Source organism: Prevotella sp. lc2012 (assembly GCF_900107065.1).
Lineage (GTDB): Bacteria > Bacteroidota > Bacteroidia > Bacteroidales > Bacteroidaceae > Prevotella.
In genome coordinates, this window is sequence record NZ_FNUF01000005.1 from 127,201 (window position 1) to 151,110 (window position 23,910).

The 23,910-nt window shown below is 50.3% G+C and carries 15 protein-coding genes; 9 read left to right on the top strand and 6 right to left on the bottom strand.

Annotation, left to right across the window (positions count from 1 at the left end; genetic code table 11):
• Nucleotides 1-45 precede the first annotated feature (45 nt).
• Nucleotides 46-801 (bottom strand): hypothetical protein, encoded by a 756-nt coding sequence (locus BLU99_RS10475; RefSeq protein WP_144006137.1) that lies wholly within the window; start codon nucleotides 799-801, stop codon nucleotides 46-48.
• A gap of 226 nt (nucleotides 802-1,027) precedes the next feature.
• On the opposite strand from BLU99_RS10475, the gene BLU99_RS10480 reads away from it, so the two are divergent.
• Entirely contained in the window at nucleotides 1,028-1,822 is a 795-nt protein-coding gene (locus tag BLU99_RS10480) for a Cof-type HAD-IIB family hydrolase (RefSeq protein ID WP_091902046.1), read from the top strand.
• 106 nt (nucleotides 1,823-1,928) lie between these two features.
• Here the strand turns inward: BLU99_RS10480 and BLU99_RS10485 are convergent, their stop codons facing one another.
• From BLU99_RS10485 to dapF, 4 genes are read right to left on the bottom strand one after another with little or no spacing between them, the layout of a single operon-like run.
• Nucleotides 1,929-4,145 carry a glutamine synthetase III family protein gene (locus tag BLU99_RS10485; RefSeq protein WP_091901865.1) on the bottom strand — a complete coding sequence of 739 codons (2,217 nt, stop codon included), beginning with the start codon at nucleotides 4,143-4,145 and terminating at the stop codon, nucleotides 1,929-1,931.
• Between the two features lie 29 nt (nucleotides 4,146-4,174).
• Nucleotides 4,175-5,530, bottom strand: a complete 1,356-nt coding sequence (locus BLU99_RS10490) for a glutamate synthase subunit beta (protein ID WP_091901868.1) — start codon at nucleotides 5,528-5,530, stop codon at nucleotides 4,175-4,177.
• A 20-nt stretch (nucleotides 5,531-5,550) separates the two neighbouring features.
• Nucleotides 5,551-10,083, bottom strand: a complete 4,533-nt coding sequence (gltB, locus tag BLU99_RS10495) for a glutamate synthase large subunit (RefSeq protein ID WP_091901870.1) — start codon at nucleotides 10,081-10,083, stop codon at nucleotides 5,551-5,553.
• 49 nt (nucleotides 10,084-10,132) lie between these two features.
• The gene (gene dapF, locus BLU99_RS10500; RefSeq protein WP_091901872.1) at nucleotides 10,133-10,990 is read right to left on the bottom strand and encodes a diaminopimelate epimerase; all 858 of its coding nucleotides are present in this window, start codon (nucleotides 10,988-10,990) and stop codon (nucleotides 10,133-10,135) included.
• 309 nt (nucleotides 10,991-11,299) lie between these two features.
• On the opposite strand from dapF, the gene BLU99_RS10505 reads away from it, so the two are divergent.
• The 7 genes from BLU99_RS10505 (at nucleotide 11,300) to asnB (ending at nucleotide 20,429) form a co-directional block, all read left to right on the top strand.
• Nucleotides 11,300-11,647, top strand: coding sequence for a P-II family nitrogen regulator (locus tag BLU99_RS10505; protein ID WP_091901875.1), 348 nt, complete (start codon nucleotides 11,300-11,302; stop codon nucleotides 11,645-11,647).
• A 118-nt stretch (nucleotides 11,648-11,765) separates the two neighbouring features.
• A complete protein-coding gene (locus BLU99_RS10510; RefSeq protein ID WP_091901877.1) occupies nucleotides 11,766-13,019 on the top strand; it encodes an ammonium transporter in 1,254 nt (417 codons plus the stop codon).
• Nucleotides 13,020-13,049: 30 nt separating this feature from the next.
• Nucleotides 13,050-13,751 carry a TorF family putative porin gene (locus BLU99_RS10515; RefSeq protein ID WP_369807722.1) on the top strand — a complete coding sequence of 234 codons (702 nt, stop codon included), beginning with the start codon at nucleotides 13,050-13,052 and terminating at the stop codon, nucleotides 13,749-13,751.
• A gap of 74 nt (nucleotides 13,752-13,825) precedes the next feature.
• Entirely contained in the window at nucleotides 13,826-15,214 is a 1,389-nt protein-coding gene (locus tag BLU99_RS10520; RefSeq protein WP_091901881.1) for an ammonium transporter, read from the top strand.
• Between the two features lie 197 nt (nucleotides 15,215-15,411).
• Complete coding sequence (locus BLU99_RS10525; RefSeq protein WP_091901884.1) at nucleotides 15,412-17,022, top strand: CTP synthase; 1,611 nt, start codon at nucleotides 15,412-15,414, stop codon at nucleotides 17,020-17,022.
• Nucleotides 17,003-18,742, top strand: a complete 1,740-nt coding sequence (locus BLU99_RS10530; protein ID WP_091902049.1) for an amidophosphoribosyltransferase — start codon at nucleotides 17,003-17,005, stop codon at nucleotides 18,740-18,742. The genes BLU99_RS10525 and BLU99_RS10530 overlap by 20 nt, the downstream gene beginning before the upstream one ends.
• A 22-nt stretch (nucleotides 18,743-18,764) precedes the next feature.
• The gene (gene asnB / locus BLU99_RS10535; RefSeq protein ID WP_091901886.1) at nucleotides 18,765-20,429 is read left to right on the top strand and encodes an asparagine synthase B; all 1,665 of its coding nucleotides are present in this window, start codon (nucleotides 18,765-18,767) and stop codon (nucleotides 20,427-20,429) included.
• A gap of 64 nt (nucleotides 20,430-20,493) precedes the next feature.
• On the opposite strand, the gene BLU99_RS10540 is transcribed toward asnB, so the two are convergent.
• A complete protein-coding gene (locus BLU99_RS10540) occupies nucleotides 20,494-21,759 on the bottom strand; it encodes an LL-diaminopimelate aminotransferase (protein ID WP_091901889.1) in 1,266 nt (421 codons plus the stop codon).
• A 321-nt stretch (nucleotides 21,760-22,080) separates the two neighbouring features.
• Here BLU99_RS10540 and BLU99_RS10545 point away from each other — a divergent pair, with 321 nt between their 5' ends.
• Entirely contained in the window at nucleotides 22,081-23,889 is a 1,809-nt protein-coding gene (locus BLU99_RS10545; RefSeq protein ID WP_091901891.1) for an AMP-dependent synthetase/ligase, read from the top strand.
• The last annotated feature ends 21 nt before the right edge of the window (nucleotides 23,890-23,910 follow it).

Sequence of the window (23,910 nt, forward strand, 5' to 3'; positions counted from 1 at the left end):
CTTTTAGCCATATCAAAAGTTGATCTTAATTTATCGTTCTTATACTCATTCTGCATCTATTATTCTCTCGATATTCTCTCTATCGATGGAATACCCCCCTAGAAGTTGCATCTTGTTGTTTGTTGGGAAAGTGAAATCACGTATCTCACCATCTACTAAGAAATCAGGACCAAATGCACATATCGACAAGAACATATTGTCACTATTAATATTTATCGAAATAGTATCTCCATCTAACAGCTTGGTTATTTGTGACTTTAATAAGTCGACATCTTCATGACACATGCAGTTCCTTCTGATTATCTTATCCTCAGACAAAGAAAAACTCAAAGAAAGAATGCCGGAATTCCTATTGTTATATACTTTGATATGTAAGGCATCATCTCTGTTCAATTTAGGATCATAATCAAAATCCCCACTTCTTATATAATCCAACATACAGTCAAACGACTCAAGATAACTAATGTCTAATGGCAGGTTAAACTCATAATTAATATTATACTTTTCTTTCCAGATTTCAATCTGATGTGTTATGCCTTCATCATTTTGAGCAAAATGAAAGGACAAAGATTTGTCACATGACTTAAAACCAAAACAATCTATCTTATTGTCGAGAAAATCATGAATGTTGTCGGTAATATATTGCAAGTCTCTGTTACTAAATCTAGTTGTGAAGTTTGTCGCAAAATCCGTGTCGGTTATGTCATTAAACAATCTTATGCCAAACTTAACATTATAGTATCCATTCCCATATGAACACTTTAAGACTTCTATCTCTAACGATTTATTTGTTATTTTCATAATGCAAAAGTAGAACAAATATATTAATTTTCCAAACATAAGAAGTACTATTTTATGCAAAAACTAAGCAAGACGCATGGGAGGGCGTGTTGGTTTGAGTGTTGCTTTGTAGTTTTTCCTTAACCTGACGATGGGAATCTCGGTAAAAAAGCGTAATTTTGCAGCGCAAAAGACGAAGAGTAATGAATGGGAAGGGGAGGCTTCCCGAAAAAGATACTATCAAGACATGAATAGAAGCTATGCTTTATTTTTCGATATCGATGGTACACTGGTGAGTTTTAAGACTCATGAGATACCGGACTCGACGGTCCGTGCGCTGACACAGGCGAAGGCCAACGGCCATCGTGTGTATATCGCCACGGGACGGCCTCCTATCATCATCACGAACCTTGGTGCGATTAAGCACCTGATAGACGGTTATGTGACCACCAATGGCGCCCGCTGCTTCGTCGGCGAGGAGACGGTGTCGTGTAATGCCATCCCGGCTGAGGAGGCCCGTCTGGTGGCGGATGATGCCAGGGAGAAGGGCTATGGACTGATCATTGTGGGGGAGCGTGACCTGGCTGTCTTCGACCCGAAAGGTGACGTGGATCGTATTTTCCGTCTAGAGCTGGCCGTGCAGAACCTGCACCTGGCACGACCTATAGACGAAGTGCTTCAGCAGCCCGTGCTCCAGTTGACGCCATTCTTCCCTGATGACTACGAGCCGCTGCTGATGGAACGGATTCCTGGCTGTATATCCGGGCGCTGGCATCCAGAGTTCACCGATATTACCGCAAGGATGGCCGACAAGGGGCGCGGACTGCTGGCCATGGCTGCCCATGAGGGGATAGAACCGGCACACACGATCGCCTTCGGTGATGGTGGAAACGATACCTCGATGATACGTACTGCCGGCATCGGCATCGCCATGGGAAATGCCGTCGAAGCCCTGAAGCAGGAGGCAGATTATGTGACGTCCTCTGTCGATGACGATGGCGTATGGTCTGCCTTGCAACATTTCGGTATCATATCCGAATAAAAGAAAAAAGGCATCCGGCACTATCACAGTGCCGGATGCTACGCAAACTTCAAACCGCTCGGCTCGCAGGTCATGCAAGCCTGAGCAAGAACCAAAAAAAGAAATATTACCGAATGAACAGCAGTTCGCGGTACTTAGGCAGTGGCCAGAGGGCATCATCGACGATGAGCTCGAGCTTGTCAATCTGATAACGGATATCGTCAAGCTTCGGTTCTACCTTATCGTGATACTCGATGGCTTTCTCATGTTCATCTGTGATCTTGTTGGCCAGCTTACGGGCGTTCACCAGTTCCTCTACACCCTTTTCGATGGTTGAGGTGCGCTCGGCAATCTCCTCGATGAGCTTGATGTTACGGGCAGACAGCTTCTCGGCCTTGTCGGCGGGGAAGATGGCCGACATATCCTCTACGTTGTGGAGCAGGGCGCTCTGGTAGCGGGTGGCCACAGGGATGATATGGTTCATCGAGAGGTCGCCCAGCACGCGGGCCTCGATCTGGATCTTCTTCGTGTAGGTCTCCCATTTTACCTCGTTACGTGCCTCCAGCTCCTTCTTCGACATCACACCGAGACTCTCGAACATCTTGATGCTCTCGGGGTCGAGGTAGCGCTCGAAGATCTTCGGACAGCTCTTCTCCACGTCAAGACCACGCTTCTCGGCCTCCAGTACCCATTCGTCGCTATAGCCGTTACCGTCGAAGCGGATGGGCTTGCAGGTCTTGATGTCCTCACGGAGTACGTCGATGATGGCATGGAACACAGCACTGTGCTCTGTACCGTCAAATTTCTTGGCGGTCTCGGCTACACGGCTATCGACACGTTTCTTGAAGTCTACCAAGGCCTCGGCCACGGCACTGTTCAGGGCGATCATCGCACTGGCGCAGTTGGCCTCTGAACCTACGGCGCGGAACTCGAAACGGTTGCCGGTGAAGGCGAAGGGTGATGTACGGTTACGGTCGGTATTGTCGATGAGCAGTTCCGGAATCTCAGGGATATCAAGCTTCATACCCTGTTTGCCGGCCATCGAGAAGAGATCGTCCTTGTCGGCCTTCTCGATATGATCGAGCAGTTCGGTGAGCTGCTTGCCGAGGAATGAGCTGATGATGGCTGGGGGAGCCTCATTGGCACCCAGACGATGAGCGTTGGTGGCACTCATGATGGAGGCTTTCAGCAGTCCGTTGTGCTTATAGACACCCATCAGTGTCTCGACGATGAAGGTGACGAAGCGGAGGTTCTGCTCGGCAGTCTTACCAGGAGCATGGAGCAGGACACCATTGTCGGTGCTCAGCGACCAGTTGTTGTGTTTACCGGAGCCGTTGATGCCTGCGAAGGGCTTCTCGTGGAGCAGGGCGCGGAAGCCGTGCTTGCGGGCCACACGCTTCATCAGCGACATCAGCAGCATGTTATGGTCGACGGCCAGATTGGTCTCCTCGAAGATAGGAGCCACCTCGAACTGGTTGGGTGCCACCTCGTTGTGACGGGTCTTACAAGGGATGCCGAGTTCCAGGGCCTGGATCTCAAGATCCTTCATGAAGGCAGCCACACGCTCGGGGATAGAGCCGAAGTAGTGGTCGTCCATCTGCTGGTTCTTGGCTGAGTCGTGACCCATCAGTGTGCGACCGGTGAGCAGCAGGTCGGGACGTGCGGCGTAGAGGCCTTCGTCGACCAGGAAATACTCCTGCTCCCAACCGAGGTTGGAGGTGACCTTCTTCACGGCCGTGTCGAAATAATGGCAGACGTCGGTGGCGGCAACGTTGACGGCCTTCAGGGCACGTAACAACGGAGCCTTGTAGTCGAGGGCCTCACCTGTATAAGAGATGAAGATCGTAGGAATACACAGGGTGTCGTCGATGATGAACACCGGTGATGTGGGATCCCAGGCAGAATAGCCACGTGCCTCAAAGGTGGCACGGATACCACCAGAGGGGAACGATGAGGCGTCGGGCTCCTGCTGAACGAGCAGCTTGCCGGAGAACTCCTCGATCATACCGCCCTTACCGTCGTGCTCGATGAATGAGTCGTGCTTCTCGGCCGTGCCCTCGGTCAACGGCTGGAACCAGTGGGTATAGTGGGTCACGCCGTTCTCCTTGGCCCACTGCATCATACCTGTTGCCACGGCATCGGCGATATTACGCTCCAGGCGCGCGCCGTTGTCGATGACGTCGATCATCTTCTCGTAGACGTCCTTCGGCAGGTACTTGTACATCTTCTCACGGTTGAAGACCTTCTTTCCGAAATACTCATAAGGTCTCTCACTCGGTGCCTTTACGTCGAGGGGCTTCTTTGCGAAAGCCTCGCCGACCATCTGAAATCTTAATGCTTCCATAATCTTTCCTTTCTATGATTTGGTTTGTGTTACTTTGTTGACAGATAAGTGTTGACTTTTGCGGCGGTCTGCTTGCCACTGGCCATGGCGCGGACAACGAGGCTGGCGCCATTGGCGGCATCGCCGCATACGAAGACGTTCTCCGCATATTGCGGATGGTCGGGCTTCAGGAATCCCATGGCCAGTAGCACGAGCTCGGCCTTGATGATCTCGGGCTTACCTTTCTCGACCATGATGGGACGACCGCCGTCGGGGTTGGGCTTCCAGTCGATCTCCTGGACGCGTACTCCCGTGAGTTTACCGTCTTTCCCGAGGAACTCCAGAGAGTTGATGTTCCAGCGACGTACACAGCCCTCCTCGTGACTGGAGGTGGTCTTCAACGTACGGGGGAAGCCGGGCCAGGGATTCTTCGGATCGACGGGTCCTTCGACGGGCTTCGGCATGATCTCGATCTGAGTAACGCTCTTACAACCTTGGCGGTGTGCCGTTCCGATACAGTCGCTGCCGGTATCACCGCCACCGATGACGAGGACATCCTTGCCCTTGGCCGTGATACGCTCCTCCTTGGAGAACTCCATGCCGGCGAGCACCCTGTTCTGTTGGGCGAGCAACTCAAGGGCAAAGTGTACGCCCTTCAGGTCGCGACCGGGGATATTCAGGTCGCGGGCTGTCGGTGTGCCTGTGGCGATGACGACAGCATCGTAACCGGCAAGACCGTTGACAAGCGACTCGCTGGTCATCTCCTCGCCGTAACGGAACTCGATGCCCTCCTCCTCAAGCAGTCGCAGACGACGATCGATGACCGCCTTGTTGAGCTTGAAGTTCGGGATGCCGTAGCGGAGAAGACCGCCGGCGGCTTCGGCTTTTTCAAAGACCGTGACCTGATAACCCATGTGGTTCAGATCGTTGGCGGCAGCAAGACCGGCAGGCCCTGCTCCTACCACGGCCACCTTCTTACCATTGCGAAGGGGATGATGAACACTGACGTAGCCCTCACGGAAAGCCGTCTCGGTGATGGCACACTCGTCTTCACGGTTGGTGGTCGGCTCATGCTCAATCAGGTTCAGCACGCATGCCTTCTCGCAGAGGGCAGGACAGATACGTCCGGTGAACTCTGGGAACGGGTTTGTGGCGTTGAGCAGACGGTAGGCCAGCTCCCAGTCGCCTTTATATAGGGCGTCGTTCCATTCAGGCGGTTTGTTGCCTAACGGACAAGCCCAGTGGCAGAAGGGAACGCCGCAGTCCATGCAGCGTGATGCCTGTGCTCTGCGCTCTTTGGTGTTGAGTGTCTGTTCGACCTCACTGAAATCGTGGATCCTATCTTGGATAGGACGGTAGCCGGCTTCCTGCCGGTGTATCTCTAAAAATGCTTTTGGATTTCCCATTGTCTCTTTCTGTTTGAAGTTTAATAGTCGCGCTGCATGTCTGCAATCTTCTGTTTCAGTTTGTTCATCTGCTCTTCGTGGAGCACACGCTTATATTCGATGGGGACTACTTGGATGAAGTCCTCGACATAGCGGTTCCAGTCGTCGAGCATCGTACGGGCCAGCTTGGAGCCTGTATAGAGGTAGTGCTGACGGATGAGCTCGTGCAGTTCCTTACGGTACTGACTCTCCTCGACGAGGTTGATCTCTACCATATCCATATTACAGAAGTAGTCGAAGTTGTGGTTCTTGTCCCAGACATAGGCGACACCACCCGACATACCTGCGGCGAAGTTACGTCCGGTCTCACCGAGGACGACCACCCGGCCGCCTGTCATGTACTCACAGCAGTGGTCGCCTGCACCTTCGAGCACGGCGATAGCACCGGAGTTACGCACACCGAAACGCTCACCGACTTTTCCGTTGATATAGAGTTCACCGGAGGTGGCTCCATAAAGACCTGTGTTACCTGCGATGATATTATCTTCTGCATTGAAGTTGGAACGTACCGGCGGAAGGATAGCGATGCGACCGCCACTGAGACCTTTTGCGAAGTAGTCGTTGGTCTCGCCCTCCAGCTTGAAGCTGACACCATGAGACAGGAAGGCACCGAAAGACTGACCTGCGGAGCCCTTGAACTTCACGTTGACGGTATTGTCGGGCAGACCGGCAAGACCGTACTTCAGAGCGATGGACCCTGAGAGCATGGCACCGACGGCGCGGTCGGTATTCTTGATGGCATAGTCGAGGTTCACCTCGTCCTGCTGGTCGATGGCTCGTTGGGCGGCTTGGATGATCTGCTGGTCGAGGGTTGTTCCTTGCATGCCCAGAGGTACCGACGGCTTGTGCACATCGCCGGTGAAGTGGCGCGTGCCTTCTGTCTGATTCAACAGTCGGCTGAAGTCGAGTACAGAGGACTCGGTCTCGATCAGTTCCGTATGACCGACAATGTCGGTCAGTCTCTTGTATCCCATCTCGGCGAGGTACTCGCGCACCTCCTGAGCGAGGAACGTGAAGTAGTTCACGAGATGCTCATATCTGCCGAGGAAATGCTTACGTAACTCAGGGTTCTGAGTGGCGACACCCATCGGACAGGTGTTGAGGTTACATTTGCGCATCATGACACAGCCCAGAACGATCAAGGCCGCAGTTCCGAAGCCGAACTCCTCGGCACCGAGGAGTGCCATCAGGATAATGTCGCGACCGGTCTTGATCTGTCCGTCAACCTGCAGACGCACACCGCCACGCAGTCCGTTCCGAACCAGTGTCTGCTGGGTCTCACTGAGACCGATCTCCGGTGAGATTCCCGCAAAGCGCATGCTGCTGGCAGGACTTGCGCCTGTTCCACCTTCGGCACCCGAGATGACGATGAGGTCGGCTTTCGCCTTGGCGACACCTGCGGCAATCGTGCCTACGCCACTCTCAGCCACCAGCTTCACGCTGACGGTGGCCTTCGGGTTGACATTCTTCAGGTCGAAGATCAGTTGGGCCAGATCCTCGATGGAATAGATATCGTGATGAGGTGGGGGCGAGATGAGTGAGATGCCTGGGATGCTATGACGCGTCTTGGCAATGACCTCGTTCACCTTGAAGCCAGGCAGCTGTCCGCCTTCACCGGGCTTGGCACCCTGTGCCACCTTGATCTGGATCTCTTCGGCATTTACCAGATATTCAACGGTCACACCAAAACGACCACTGGCCACCTGCTTGGTCTTACTGCTGAGGCTGATGCCGTCGACCTCGGTATGGAAGCGCTCGGAATCCTCGCCGCCCTCACCCGTATTACTACGGGCGCCCAGCTTGTTCATGGCCAGACAGATGGCCTCGTGAGCCTCTTTTGAGAGGGCGCCAAACGACATGGCACCTGCTACAAAGTGCTTGACAATCTCTTCGACGGGCTCCACCTCGTCGATGGAAATGCTCTTCTTGTTTCCACTCTTGAGCTTGAGGAAGTCGCGAATGAAGATAGGATCCTCTTTCTGGTCGACGAGCTTGGAGTATTCCTTGAATTTCTCGTAGGAACCAGTGCGGCAGGCCAATTGTAATGTAGCGATCGTCTCTGGGTTCCAGGCATGTCGGATACCATCCTTACGCCAATGGAACTGTCCGAGGTTAGGCAGGAACTTCTCGCTGGTGTTATCTGTGGAGATCGCTTTCTCGTGCATGGCGATGGCGTCCTGTGCGATCTTCTCCAGACCAATGCCACCGATGGTGCTGACTTCTGTGCCAAAGTAGGTCTTGAGCAGATTCTCGCTCAGTCCGATGCTTTCGAAGATCTTTGCACCACGATAGCTACGGATGGTAGAGATGCCCATCTTGGCCATGATCTTGAAGAGTCCCTTCTTGACGGCCTTGATATAGTTCTTCTCAGCAGTCTCGTAATCCTCCTGTATCTTATGACGCTTGACAAGGTCGTCGAGGATGGCGAAGGTCATGTAAGGACAGAGTGCTGATGCACCGTAGCCCAACAGTAGGGCGGCGTGCATGGTCTCACGGATTTCACCCGACTCCACGATCAATGCCGTCTGAACGCGTTTGCCGACGGAGATCAAGTAATGGTGCACGGCCGAGACGGCGAGCAGAGAGGGAATGCAGCCTCCTCCGATCTCTCCAAAGGTGGGGAGTGCCTTGCGTATCTCTTCCTCACGGTCGGTCAGGATGATATAGTTGTAACCATCGTCGACGGCCTTTTCCGCATCCTTGCATAACTGATCCAGGGCGGCCCGCAGACTCTCCCCACCTTTAGAAGGGTCGGGGGAGGTGAAGGCGATTGGCAGTTTGATGGTGTTGAATCCTTTGTAACGGATGTTACAGAGGATGTCCAGTTGCGTGTTGTTCAGGATGGGGTGCGGCAGACGTACCATCTTACAGTTGGTCTCGTCGGGGTTCAGGATGCCCGTGCCGACACGTCCGATATATTCTGTCAGCGACATCACCAGTTCCTCACGGATAGAGTCGATGGCGGGGTTCGTGACCTGCGCGAACTGTTGACGGAAGTAGTTGAAGAAGACCTGAGGTTTGTCGGAAAGAACAGCAAGCGGGGTGTCGTTACCCATCGAGGCCGTCGGCTCCTGACCGTTGACGGCCATCGGTGCGATCGTTCCGTCGATGTCTTCCTCGCCATATCCGAACATCTGCTCTTTTTGCAGCAGATGGTCTACGGCATTCTCGACATGACGACCGCTCTTTAGCTTCTCCAGCTGAATACGGTTCGTCGACAGCCACTGGCGGTACGGATGTTCGTTGGCCAGCTGCTGCTTGATTTCTCCGTCGTAGTAGATTTTTCCTTCCTGGGTGTCGATAAGCAGGATCTTTCCTGGTTGTAGTCGTCCCTTCTCTGCAATCTCTGTCGGGTCGAAGTCCATGACACCGACCTCTGAGGCCACGACCATCGTGTCGTTTTTCGTGATGGTGTATCTTGCCGGTCGCAGACCATTACGGTCGAGCATACCTCCAGCAAAGCGGCCGTCGCTGAAAAGCAGGGCGGCAGGACCGTCCCATGGCTCCATAAGTATGGAGTGGTATTCGTAGAATGCTTTCAGGTCTTCACTGATCGGGTTCTTGTCGTTGAACGATTCTGGTACGAGGACGCTCATGGCATGAGGCAGTGAGAGACCGCTCATGACGAAAAACTCCAATGCATTATCCAGGCTCGCCGAGTCGGACATGCCCGGTTGTATGATGGGCGAGATCTGTCTGATATCGCCAAGCGTCTCACTGCTCAGGACACTCTCGCGTGCCTGCATCCATCCTCTGTTACCGCGGATGGTGTTGATCTCTCCATTGTGTGCTAGAAGACGGAAGGGCTGGGCCAGCGACCATGTGGGGAATGTGTTGGTGCTGAAGCGTGAGTGTACCAGAGCCAGTCCGCTCGTGAAGTACGGGTTCGTCAAGTCAGGGAAGTACTGACGTACCTGTATGGACGATAGCATACCCTTATAGACGATATTGGAGTTGCTCAGTGAGCAGATGTAGAAGTCTTTGTTTGATATACGGCATTCGATCTTCTTACGGATCATGAATAAGGTGCGTGCGAAGGTGTCGACCTTATCGTCGTTCACGCCGGTGATGAAGATCTGTTTGATGACAGGCTCTGTCGAGCGGGCTGCCTCACCGAGACAATCGGGGTTTGTCGGTACATTACGCAGGTGCATCAACTGCAGTCCCTCGCGCTCGATCTCCTCGATCATCACACTGAGAATGTCACGCTGTTCTTTCTCGTCCTTTGGCAGGAAGACCAGACCTGTGCCGTATTTGCCTTTTTCAGGTACGGGGATTCCCTGAAGCAGGATAAACTCATGCGGAATCTGCAACATGATACCTGCTCCGTCACCGTCTTTTCCGATCTCCGCTCCACGGTGCCTCATGTTTTCAAGCACACGTAGCGCATTGTCTACCAGTTCGTGACTCTTACTTCCGTGGATGTTCACAATCATTCCAACGCCACAGGCATCATGTTCGTATTCTGCCTGATAGAGCCCTTTCCGGGTTTCTGTTTGCTCTTTCTTTTCCATTTGGTTTATGATCATCTCTTTTTGGGTTGTTTGAAGTATTTGTTATCTGTTATTCGGGAAGGTTGATCTCACCGTCGAAGACGAATGCGGCTGGTCCTGTCATGTAGACGTGTCCGTCGCTCTCACGCCATTCGATATCGAGCGTTCCTCCGTCCATGACGATACGACTCTTCCGACCCGCTCTTCCGGTAAGACATGCTGCTACGGCGGTGGCGCAGGCACCAGTGCCGCAGGCCATGGTGATGCCGCTACCCCGTTCCCATACCCTTGTGCGGATGCTTCCGTCGGACAAGATCTGTGCGAACTCAATGTTACAACGCTGCGGGAAGTACGGGTGGAGCTCAAGGAAAGCACCATAATGAGCGACATCGGTCTGATTGATGTCGTTAACGAAGATGACGAAGTGGGGGTTGCCCATCGAGACAAATGTTCCGATGAACTCGGTGTCGATGGCCCCCACGACACCGTCGCGCATCTCACCACCACCGACAGCCAGCTGCTTGCTGTTGCGAAGCACCGGCTTAAGCATGTCGACGGTAACGCTCTTAACCTCTCTCTCTTCGTTTATATCTAATGAGAGCGTTTTGATGCCTGATGGGGTGAGAAGTTTAATCTCTGACTGTGATGTCATCTCTCTCTCATACAGGTATTTCCCAATACAACGGGCGGCATTTCCACACATCATAGCCTCGGAACCATCAGCATTGAAGATTCTCATGGAGAAATCGGCCTCGGGTACCGGTGACTTGCCAATCAGCACTAGTCCGTCGCTGCCGATACCTTGGTGGCGGTTGCTCCAGGCCATGGCTGCGGCAGTGGGGTCAGGGATACTATATAATAAGGTATTGACATAGATATAGTCGTTCCCGGCTCCGTGCATCTTGGTGAAGTGTATCTTTTCTGTCATTTTGCTTTCTTTTTCGACGAAAATCTTTCTTTTTGTCTTATTGACGATGCAAAGGTAATTCTATTTGAAAGAGAAAAAGAGGAATAGCTGACGATTTTATCTACATTTTGCGCTCAACTTATAGATTGTAAGATAAAGGGCGTGGTTTTCTTTCGAATTGAAAGCAAATGATATGTGGATTATGCAAAAGGATAGCTTTTGTGTATTATTGATATCAAAATGTATCACAAATGGTTTATTTTGCTTTCAAAATGTCGTAACTTTGCACTCGAAAGCTTTCGATGTGTAACAAATAATAGGTAACAAGGTATGAAAAGGATTGAAGCAATCATCCGTAAGACAAAGTTTGAGGATGTGAAAGAAGCGTTGTTACAGTCGGACATCGACTGGTTTGAGTATCATAACGTGCATGGTATCGGACAGAGCCGTGAGGAAAGGATATACCGTGGCGTCCAGTACTCAACGGATGTGATAGAGCGTGTGGCACTGACGATTGTCTGCCGCGACCAGTTCGTAGAGCCTACGGTGAATGTCATCCTGAAAGTTGCCCACACGGGTGAGGTCGGCGATGGTCGGATCTTTGTGAGCGACATGATCGACACCTGGAGCATTCGTACGGGTGAGCATGGTGATACCGTATTAAGGGATAAGAAATAAAAACCCTAGCCTCCTTCGAAAGGAAGGCGTAACAACACAAACACAAAAAACACAAACCCCACGTCTCCGTTCGGGTTCCCCCTCCAAGTGGAGGGGGTTAAGGGGAGGCTTATGAGATATGAATGAAATAGGATTATCACTCGATACTGTATGGATGTTGTTGGCTGCCATGTTGGTTTTCTGGATGCAGCCGGGATTCGCACTGTGCGAGGCAGGTTTTACCCGTAGTAAGAACACAGCAAACATCTTGATGAAGAACTTTGTGGACTTTATGTTCGGCTCGTTGCTGTTTTTCTTCCTCGGTTTTGGCTTTATGTTTGGCAGCGAAGGCGCAGGTTTTATCGGTATGCCCAACTGGGGCGACCTCTCATTCTATAAAAGTGATCTGCCGGTAGAGGGCTTCCTGATTTTCGAGACGGTGTTCTGTGCTACCAGTGCCACGATCGTGAGCGGTGCTATGGCCGAGCGCACAAAATTCTCGATGTATCTGATCTATAGTGCCGTCATTTCACTGTTCATATATCCGATTGAGGGTCACTGGACGTGGGGTGGAGGCTGGCTCTGCAACGATGCTGCCGACAGCTTTATGATGAGCACTTTTGGTGATGTGTTCCACGATTTCGCAGGTTCTGCCATTGTGCATAGCGTGGGTGGTGTGCTGGCTTTGATCGGTGCTTTGGCTCTCGGTCCCCGTATCGGTAAGTATGCGAAGGACGGCAAGAGTCGTGCTATTCCTGGTCATAACCTGACGATGGCTGCACTTGGTGTATTCATCCTCTGGCTGGGATGGTTTGGATTCAACCCAGGCAGTCAGTTGGCAGCCTCTGGCGAGGTGAACCGTGTGGCTATCTCGCATGTGTTCCTTACCACAAACCTTGCTGCAGCCATGGGTGGCGTAGCTACGATGTTTGTCACGATGCTGAAGTATGGTAAACCTTCGCTATCATTGACGCTGAATGGTGTTCTGGCTGGTCTTGTTGGAATTACGGCAGGTTGTGATATGGTCAGTCCGATGGGAGCTGTTGTGATCGGTCTTGTCTGTGGTGTGGTACTGGTCTATGCCATCGAATTCATTGACCATAAACTCCATATCGACGATCCTGTGGGTGCTTCTTCCGTTCATGGTGTCTGTGGTATTCTCGGAACCCTGATGACTGGTCTGCTTTCAACGACCAATGGTGCTTTCTATGGTCACGGCTGGGGATTCTTCGGAGCAGAGTGCTTCGGTGTCTTGGTCATCGATCTCTGGGCTGCTGCATGTGGCGTGGCTTTGTTCTATGGAATCAAGAAGATACATGGTCTGCGTGTCGGTACTCGTGTCGAGGAAGAAGGACTGGATATCTATGAACATGGAGAAGCTTGTTATAACTAAATGAGTATAGGATATTAAAGAATGAAACATATGAAAAAGATTATATTATTTGTTTTGGGTTTGGTCGCTGGAACGACCGTTTATGCACAGGAGGTAGAAACAACAGTAGCTGCGGATGTGGTGAGTCAGTATATATGGCGTGGCCAAGACTTGGGTAACGTTTCGTTGCAGCCAACGCTTGGTGTCGAATATAAAGGTTTATCACTTTCGGCTTGGGGGAGTGTAGGCCTCTCTCAGCCAGCCGACACCAAGGAGTTTGACCTGACATTCGGCTATACTACTGGAGGGTTGACGATCGGTGTTACAGACTACTGGTTCGATGCCGGACTTGACCCTGAAGGACGCTATTTCAAGTACGATGCCCATGGAACGAACCATGTGTTTGAGGCAACGGTCGGTTATGACTTCGGAGTGCTCTCCTTACAATGGTATACGAACTTTGCTGGCAACGACGGCGTGAACAAGGAAGGCAAGCGTGCCTATAGTAGTTACGTGGAGGCTAATGTCCCATTCAAGCTTGCTGCTGTTGACTGGACTGCTACGGCCGGTGTCGTTCCTTCTGCCACGACGCTTTACGGAACAACAGGTTTCGCTGTCACCAACCTCGCACTGAAGGCAACGAAAGATATCAAGGTGACAGACTCGTTCTCAATCCCAGTCTTCGGACAAATTGCTGCCAACCCCTGTTCTCAGAAAGCATATCTAGTATTCGGCTTCACGCTGCAGCCGTAATCTTATATTCCCCTCCCTTCCGTCACTGATGATGGAAGGGAGGGCTTTAATGCAAACTTTTAATACACCAAAAAATGAAGATTAAGAAACGTTGGAAGATCCTGATGACGGCGATGACGCTGATTGCCGTGGTGGGTCTGGCGGTGGGAGAGCCGTCGTTTGAGTGTGACTGGTCCGTAATCTCGGCTGCAGATGTGGCATGGCTGATTACGGCTACAATCTTTGTACTGATGATGACGCCAGGTCTGTCGTTCTTCTACGGTGGTATGGTGGGGGCGAAGAATGTTATCTCGACGATGCTCCAATCGTTTATCGCCATGGGACTGATCTCGGTGCTATGGGTGGTCGTTGGCTTCTCGTTGTGTTTTGGCGATGACATTGCAGGAGTAATCGGCAACCCGCTCACATTCCTGATGTTCAATGGTGTGGGTGGAGCCGTCTATACGACTCCGGCCGGTCATGTGTTGGGTGGAGCTACAATACCACTGGCACTCTTCGCCTTGTTTCAGATGAAGTTCGCCATTATCACGCCATCGCTGATTACTGGCTCGTTCGCTGAGCGTGTGAGGTTCTCGGCCTATATGTTCTTTATGATGTTCTTTTTCTTTGTCATCTACTGTCCGCTGGCACATATGACATGGCATCCTGAGGGATTGTTTATGAAATGGGGTGTCGTGGATTTCGCAGGTGGTATCGTGGTGCATGCCTCCAGTGGTGTGGCTGCACTGGCCGGTGCGATTTTCTTAGGAAGACGTAAGGCAGAGACACGTAAGAGTGAGCCGGCGAACATTCCTTTCGTGTTGTTAGGTGCTGCGATGTTGTGGCTTGGATGGTTCGGCTTCAACGCCGGTTCGTCACTACATGCCGATGGACAGGCTATCAAAGCGTTCCTGAATACAAACACCGCCTCGGCTACGGCTATGATGACGTGGATATTCTTCGACTGCCTGCGTGGTCGAAAACCGTCTGCCATGGGTGCTGCCGTAGGTTGCGTGGTTGGATTGGTGGCCATTACACCGTCTGCAGGCTATGTCACAGTGGGACAGAGTATCTTTATCGCCTTTGTTATCACGCTCATCTGTAACGTTGCTGTCTACTGGCGCTCACACACCAGTATTGACGATGCACTCGACGTATTCCCGACGCACGGTACAGGTGGTATTTTCGGTACCGTACTGACAGGTATCTTCATACAAGAAGGTCTCATCGCTGGCACGTGGGAGGGCTTTGTGGTATTCTTGTTCCATCTGTTGGCAATCGTCATAGTGTTCGTCTATACCTTCGCCATGAGTTGGTTGGGTTATAAGCTTATCGATCATCTTATCCCTATGCGTGTTTCGGCCTATAGTGAGAAAGTCGGTCTCGACTTCTCGCAGCATGACGAACACTATGGTCTTGCTCATATCGGTGAACGTGAGTTGGCGGAGTATGAGGAGCATATCAGAGAGAAACAGAAAGGTTGAAGAATGAATCAGTAAACTTACGTATTGTAACAGACTGGATGTGATTTGCAACTAAATGACGACGAATAGATGGTTGTGGTTATGAAAGAGATTACGAATTGTAAGTTCGGTCAATTTTTAACAATTAAAATATCGGCTGCGCGGATGGTTTTCGATAGAATTATCATATCTTTGCAGTCCATAAATACATTTGATTTATGGAAACAAAATACATCTTTATTACTGGAGGCGTGGCCTCGTCGTTAGGTAAAGGAATTATCTCGGCATCGTTAGGAAAACTGTTGCAGGCACGTGGCTATAAAATCACGATTCAGAAGTTCGATCCGTATATCAACATCGATCCTGGGACACTGAACCCCTACGAGCATGGTGAGTGCTATGTGACGGCCGACGGTATGGAGACCGATCTGGACTTAGGACACTATGAACGTTTTACGGGTATTGAGACCAGCCGCGATAACAGTGTGACAACAGGTCGTATCTATCTGAGTGTCATAGAACGTGAACGGCGTGGTGACTATTTGGGAAAGACGATTCAGGTGGTGCCGCATATCACCGACGAGATCAAGCGTCGCATCCTTCTGAATGCCACGAAGCAGGACTTGGATTTCGTCATTACAGAGATTGGTGGAACTATCGGCGATATCGAGAGTCAGCCGTTTTTGGAGGCCATCCGACAGTTGCGATGGGAACTCGGTCGTAATGCCATCAATGTGCATCTCACCTATGTGCCTTATCTGGCTGCTGCCGGTGAGCTGAAGACCAAGCCCACGCAGACGAGTGTGAAGCAGTTGCAAGGCTTGGGTATCCAGCCCGAAGTGTTGGTGCTGAGAACGGAACATCATCTGAGCGATGAGTTACGTGCCAAGGTCGCTCATTTCTGTAATGTCGATGTTGAAGCTGTTATCCAGAGTCAGGATCTGCCAAGCATCTACGAGGTGCCGGTGAACATGCAGCATCAGGGACTGGATTCCATCTGTCTGAAGAAAATGGGGGTAGAGGTAGGACCGACACCCGGTCTTGGTCCTTGGCGCAACTTCCTTGAGCGTCGTAAGAAAGCCACTAAGGTGGTTCGTGTCGGACTCGTAGGTAAGTATGACTTACAAGATGCCTATAAGAGTATTCTGGAGAGTCTCGCCCATGCAGGAACCTATAATGACTATAAAGTGAAGACCACCTTCATCAATAGCGAGCATATCACGTCAGAGAATGTGGAGAAGCAGTTGGAAGGGATGAATGGTATTGTGATCTGTCCGGGGTTTGGCACGCGGGGCATCGAAGGAAAGATTATTGCTGCTGAATATACCCGTACGCATGATGTCCCGACGTTCGGCATTTGTCTTGGTATGCAGATGATGGTCATTGAGTTCGCGCGAAATGTGCTTGGTTACAAGGATGCCAATAGTGCAGAGATGAATCCTGACACACCGCACAATGTGATTGACATGATGGAAGAGCAGAAGAGTATCACCCAGAAGGGGGGTACGATGCGTCTTGGTGCCTATGAGTGTGAACTTGTCGAAGGTAGTCGCACATGGGATGCTTATGGTGAGGAGACACTCATCAAGGAGCGTCATCGCCATCGTTATGAGTTCAACAATCGGTATCAGACCGAGTATGAGGCGCATGGCATGAAGTGCGTGGGCATCAACCCGGCAGCTAACCTTGTGGAGATCGTGGAGATACCTGAGAAGAAATGGTATATCGGCACGCAGTTCCATCCGGAATACTCATCGACAGTACTGAATCCGCATCCTCTGTTTATGGACTTTATAAAAGCTTGTATCCATGGAGCAACTGAAGCATGAGTGTGGTGTGGCGATGATTCGCCTGCTGAAACCGCAGAGTTACTACGAACGAAAATACGGTACGTGGGCATACGGTTTTAACAAACTCTATCTGATGATGGAGAAGCAGCATAACCGTGGTCAGGAGGGTGCGGGAATTGCTTCTGTGAGTCTGACCAAGGAACCGGGTACGGAATATATGTTCCGTGAGAAGGCCGAGGGTAAGGACGCTATTACAGAGATTTTCAGTCGTGTGACTCAAGAGATGGCAGGTGAGTTGTTGATGGGTCATCTGCGTTACTCGACCACGGGTAAGAGTGGGTTGACGTTTGTGCATCCCTTCCTGCGCCGTAACAATTGGCGCGCCAAAAACCTCTGCCTGTGTGGAAACTTTAACATGACTAATATCGAGGAGGTCTTTCAGTTCCTGACCCAGCAAGGACAGTCGCCGCGTATCTACGGTGACTCATATATCACACTTGAACTGATGGGACACCGTTTGGACCGTGAAGTGGAACGGTTATATATCATCGCCAAAGAACAGGGATTGACAGGTACGGACATCACAGACTATATCGATAATCACGTTGAGATGGCTAATGTGCTGAGGACAACGATGCAGCATTTCGACGGTGGTTATGTGATGTGCGGATTGACAGGTTCTGGTGAGATGTTCGCTGTGAGGGATCCCTGGGGGATTCGTCCTGCGTTCTATTATCGTGATGACGAGATTATAGCCCTTGCCAGTGAGCGTCCTGTGCTCCAGACGACGTTTGATCTGTCGTCGGAAGATATCTGTGAGCTTCAGCCTGGTGAGGCACTCATCGTGCATAAAAACGGTGAGAGCCGGCTGGAACAGATTATGCCTGCTCAACAGTTGAGCGCCTGTTCGTTTGAGCGTATCTATTTCAGTCGAGGATCTGATTGCGATATTTATCAAGAGCGCAAACGTTTGGGTGAGCAACTTACACCTGCTATTCTCAGGGCCATTGACAATGATGTGGATCATACTGTATTCTCCTATATCCCTAATACTGCCGAGGTGGCCTTCTATGGCATGACAGACGGCTTCCGTAAACTTCATGGGGACGTGAGGACGGAGAAGGTGGTGTGGAAAGACATCAAGTTGCGTACCTTCATTGCCGATAACTCCGAGCGTAATGATCTTGCAGCACATGTCTATGATGTCAGTTATGGTTCGCTGAAAGCACACGAGGATAATCTGGTGATAATCGACGACTCGATTGTGCGCGGTACTACGTTGAAAGAGAGTATCTTCAAGATTCTTGACCGTCTGCATCCAAAGAAGATTGTGATGGTATCGAGTTCGCCTCAGATCCGTTATCCCGACTATTATGGTATTGACATGTCGCGTCTTGAGGAACTCTGTGCCTTCCGTGCCGCCATCGCACTGATCAAGGAGCATGGCATGCAACAGTTGATAGCCGATACCTATCATGCATGTAAGACCGATCCTTTATCTGCAAACTACGTACGGGATATTTATGCACCGTTTAGTGTCGATGAGATTAACCATAAGATTGTGGAGATGCTCCGACCAGAGGGAATGCAGTCGCCCGTCGAGTTGGTGTATCAGAGTATCGAAGGACTGCATGAGGCTTGTCCTCATCATCCAGGAGACTGGTATTTCACCGGCTGTTATCCTACCCCCGGTGGTATCCGGATGGTGAACAGGGCTTTTGTGAGTTATGTAGAAGATGTGTTGAAGATGCAATTGTAAATCCGTAAATCGTAATATTATTATGTGTGGAATTGTTGGAATATTCAATGTAAAGGAGCAAACATCCGAACTGAGGCAGAGAGCACTGCGTATGAGTCAGAAAATCCGTCACCGTGGTCCAGACTGGTCTGGTATCTATTGTGGTGGAAGTGCTATCTTGGCTCACGAACGTCTGAGTATTGTCGATCCGGAGTCGGGTGGTCAACCGCTCTTCTCACCGGACAGGCAACAGGTACTTGCCGTCAATGGTGAGATATATAATCATCAGCAGATCCGAGAGAGATATGCAGGAAAGTATGATTTTATGACGGGCAGCGACTGTGAGGTTATCCTCGCGCTTTATCGCGACAAGGGTATTGATTTCCTTGAGGATCTCAGTGGTATTTTCGCTTTTGCGCTTTATGATGAGCAAAAGAATGAGTTCCTGATTGCCCGTGACCCCATAGGAGTGATTCCCCTTTATATTGGATATGACAACGACGGGAAGGTGTACGTGGCCAGTGAGCTAAAAGCACTTGAAGGTCAGTGTGATCATTACGAGCCGTTCCTTCCGGGACATTATTATTGGAGCAAGGAACCAGGCATGAAACGGTATTATCAGCGTGACTGGATGAAATATGATGCTGTTAAAGATAATCCTGCCAGTGTTGAGGCTGTCCGTGATGCCTTGAAAGACGCCGTGCGTCGTCAGTTGATGTCCGATGTGCCTTATGGCGTGTTACTATCTGGTGGCCTTGACTCTTCAGTCATTTCTGCAATTGCGGAGAGATTCTCGGAGAAACGTATTGAGAACAACGGTCAGACACGTGCTTACTGGCCACGTCTGCACTCTTTCGCTGTTGGTTTGAAGGGAGCACCGGACTTGGCCAAGGCAAAGATGGTGGCCGATCATATCGGTACTGTTCATCATGAGATCAACTATACCATTCAGGAAGGGCTTGACGCCATTCGCGACGTGATCTACTTCATTGAAACTTATGATGTAACAACGGTTCGTGCCTCAACACCGATGTATCTGTTGGCGCGTGTCATCAAGTCGATGGGTATTAAGATGGTGCTTTCAGGTGAGGGTGCTGACGAGATCTTCGGTGGATACCTTTATTTCCACAAAGCCCCTGATGCACAAGCTTTCCATGAGGAGACTGTCCGTAAGCTCTCCAAACTGTATCTCTATGACTGCCTGCGTGCAAACAAAAGTTTGTCGGCATGGGGCGTGGAGGGTCGCGTGCCGTTCCTCGACAAAGAGTTCCTCGATGTGGCTATGCGGACCAATCCCGAGGCAAAAATGTGTCCTGGAAAGACCATCGAGAAACGTATCGTCCGAGAGGCCTTTGCCGATATGCTGCCAGCCGAGGTGGCTTGGCGACAGAAGGAACAATTCAGTGACGGCGTGGGTTATTCGTGGATTGACACACTGAAGAAGATAACCTCTGAGGCCGTCAGTGATGAACAGATGGCACATGCCGCTGAACGTTTTCCTGTCAATCCCCCAAAGAATAAGGAAGAGTATTATTATCGGAGTATCTTTGCCGAACATTTCCCCAGTGAGTCGGCAGCACGAAGCGTTCCCAGTGAGGCGAGTGTGGCTTGCAGCACAAGCATCGCATTGGAGTGGGATGCCGCATTCAAGGGGATGAATGACCCAAGCGGGCGTGCCGTCAAGGGGGTTCATGAACAAGCCTATTAATATCTGAGAAGGCTGGATGTCATTTCGATATCCAGCCTTCTTTGTTTATGTTGTGTTTGTGTTGTTATTTCAACCAGTTTTGAATGCGTTGTAAAGCCTCGTCGGTCTGTTCATGACTGCCGAAGGCTGTGAAGCGCACATAGCCCTCACCGCTGGGGCCGAAGCCGACACCTGGCGTGCACACGACATGGGCGCCATAAAGCATCTCTTCGAAGAATTTCCATGAGAGACTACGGGTAGACGAACGTAGTCCGTGGGTGCTGGAGGCTTCTGGGGTCTTCGCCCATATATAAGGGGCGTTCTCTCCGCCATAGCACTCAAATCCAAGAGAGCGGAGGGCTTGGAGCATTTTGCTCGCATTCTGCATGTAATAGTCGATCGTGGAACGTATCTGTTCTTTTCCTTCTGGCGTATAGATGGCTTCTGCAGCACGCTGACTGATATAGCTTGTTCCGTTGAACTTCGTACATTGCCGACGGTTCCAGAGCGGGTTCAGAGGGATACGTTCGCCACTGAGAGTCGCAGCAGTCAACTCCTTCGGAACTACGGTATATCCGCATCGTACACCGGTAAAACCTGCGGTCTTGGAGTAGCTGTGAAACTCGATGGCAACCTTTCGCGCACCTTTTATCTCGTAAATAGAATGGGGAATCGTGTCGTCTTGTATATAAGCCTGGTAGGCGGCATCATAGAATATGAGTGTGTCATTCTTCAATGCATAGTTCACCCATTTGCGTAATTCTTCCTTGGAGATGACGGTTCCCGTAGGATTATTCGGGTAGCAGAGGTAGATGACGTCTACACGCTTGTCGGGAATCTGTGGCACAAAGCCGTTCTCTGCCGTACAGGGCATGTAGATGACATTCGACCATTTCCCGTTCTCGTCTTGTGTGCCTGCCCGTCCGATCATCACATTGGAATCGATGTAAACGGGGTAAATTGGATCTGTGACGCCGATGGAGTTATCCCACCGGATGAGTTCCTGAATGTTACCAGTATCACTCTTGGCACCGTCGTTGATAAAAATCTCGTTGATATCAAGATGGATACCACGCGGCAGGAAGTCGTTTTTTAGAATGGCCTCGCGAAGGAAATCGTAACCTTGTTCTGGTCCATATCCGCGGAAACTGCTTTGTACTGCCATCTCGTCGGCGGCCTTATGGATGGCGTCGATGACGGCTGGAGCAAGTGGCTGTGTCACATCACCAATGCCAAGACTGATGACATCGGCTTTAGGGTGCATTGCTTTGAAGGCATTAACCTTTTTGGCGATGTCAGCGAACAGATAGTTGTTCGGCAGTTTTAGAAAATGTTCGTTTACTAGTGCCATAACGTTTTTGTTACCTTTCGGACTTAATCTCTTTCTTCTTGTTCTTTTCTGTTGCAAAGATACAGCGTTTTGGTATAATTAGCAAAGATTGGCTAACTTTTTTCATGTTCATTCGACGGCAAAGTAACAAATCGAAACCAAAAGACTAAAAATAATAACAGATTGAAAGAGTGCTATTCCATTTTGATGCTTGTTCATTTTTAGGAGGGGATATGGGTATCCTTTGGATGGATAATAGTTGGGGCGTTTTCCTTTTTTCCCTGATATAATTTGGCTATCTGCGTCATTTTGCTTACTTTTGCACCAAATATCTCATTTGTTATGCAGACAAACAGTCATTTATCGCGACTTATCCATGATCAGGCCAAGAAATATGGCGACCGGGAAGCCTTGATTTACAAGGATTTTGGTAGCACGGAGTGGAAGTCGTATTCGTGGAACCAGTTTTCTGAGACAGTCAGAAAGGTCTCGAATGCCCTGTTGAATATGGGTGTTAAGGTGCAGGAGAATATCGGTATATTCTCACAAAATACAGTACAGTATCTGTTCTGTGATTTCGGCGCATGGGGAGTTCGTGCGGTGACGATACCTTTCTATGCCACGAGTAGTGAGCAGCAGATACAGTTTATGGTTAATGATGCGAATATCCGTTTCCTCTTTGTCGGAGAACAAGAACAATATGACAAGGCTCGTCGAGTATTCCCGACCTGTCGAACCATGGAACGCATCATTGTCTTTGATAAAAAGGTGCGTATCTCTGACCAAGATGCTAATACGATGTATTTCGATGATTTCCTGAAGATGGGTGAGAATTTTCCCCGTCAGACAGAAGTTGATGCCATTCAGGCATCGGCATCGATGGATGATATTGCCAATATCCTCTATACGAGTGGTACGACGGGTGATTCCAAGGGCGTTATTCTGACCTGTGGTCAGTATGATGCTGCCATGATTGCTAATGATAAGTGCGTGCCAGTAGGAGAGAACGATCGTGTGTTGAACTTCTTGCCGTTTACCCATATCTTTGAGAAAGGGTGGAAGATCCTGTGTCTCACAGAAGGTGCACGACTGATTGTTAATACCTATCCGCAAGAGGTACAACAGTCTATGAAGGAAACTCATCCTACCTGTATGTCGAGCGTCCCCCGATTCTGGGAGAAGGTCTATATGGGTGTGCAGGAGCAGATTGAGAAGGCCAATCCCGCCAAGCGGAAACTGTTCCGTCATGCCGAGAAAGTCGGTAAGAAACATAATATTGATTATGTTTCAAAAGGCAAGCGTCCGCCGTTGGCACTCCATTTGGAGTATGAGATGCTTAACAAGACGGTATTCTCATTGGTCCGTAAAGAATTAGGACTTGAAAACGCCCATTTCTTCCCCACAGCAGGTGCAACGGTAAACCCGAAGGTGGAGGAGTTCGTCCATGCCATCGGTCTGAATATGGTCGTTGGGTATGGACTGACAGAGAGTCTTGCGACAGTGAGTTGTAACCATCTTGGTGAACCGTATACGGTTGGTGGCGTCGGCATTCCCATAGAGGGCATAGATATCAAGATCAGTGACGAAGGTGAGATCTTGTTGAAGGGACCGACTATCACCCGTGGTTATTATAATCGTGACGACCTGACAAAGGCAGCCTTCACAGAAGACGGCTATTTCCGTACGGGTGACTCCGGTTATCTGAAGGGGGGTGAGTTGTTCCTGAAAGAACGTATCAAGGATTTGTTCAAGACGTCGAATGGTAAGTATATTGCGCCACAGATGATTGAGTCGAAACTTTTGGTAGATAAGTATATTGACCAGATTGCCATTATTGCCGATCAACGGAAGTTTGTCTCTGCGCTCATTATTCCCGTCTATTCGTTGCTGGAGGAATATGCTCGTGCGCATAAGATCCCGTTTGAGAATAGGGAACAACTTTGTACTAGTCCCCAGATTTGTGAAATGATGAAAGAACGTATTGACACGCTTCAGCAGCAATTGGCGCATTATGAACAGATCAAGCGCTTCACCTTGTTGCCCCATCATTTCTCTGTGGAAAAAGGAGAGTTGACCAACACGTTGAAGATTAAGCGTCGCGTGCTGAACGAGAACTATAAAAAAGAGATCGATGCGATGTACGCAGAGTAGTTTATTGTATAGAGTTTATAG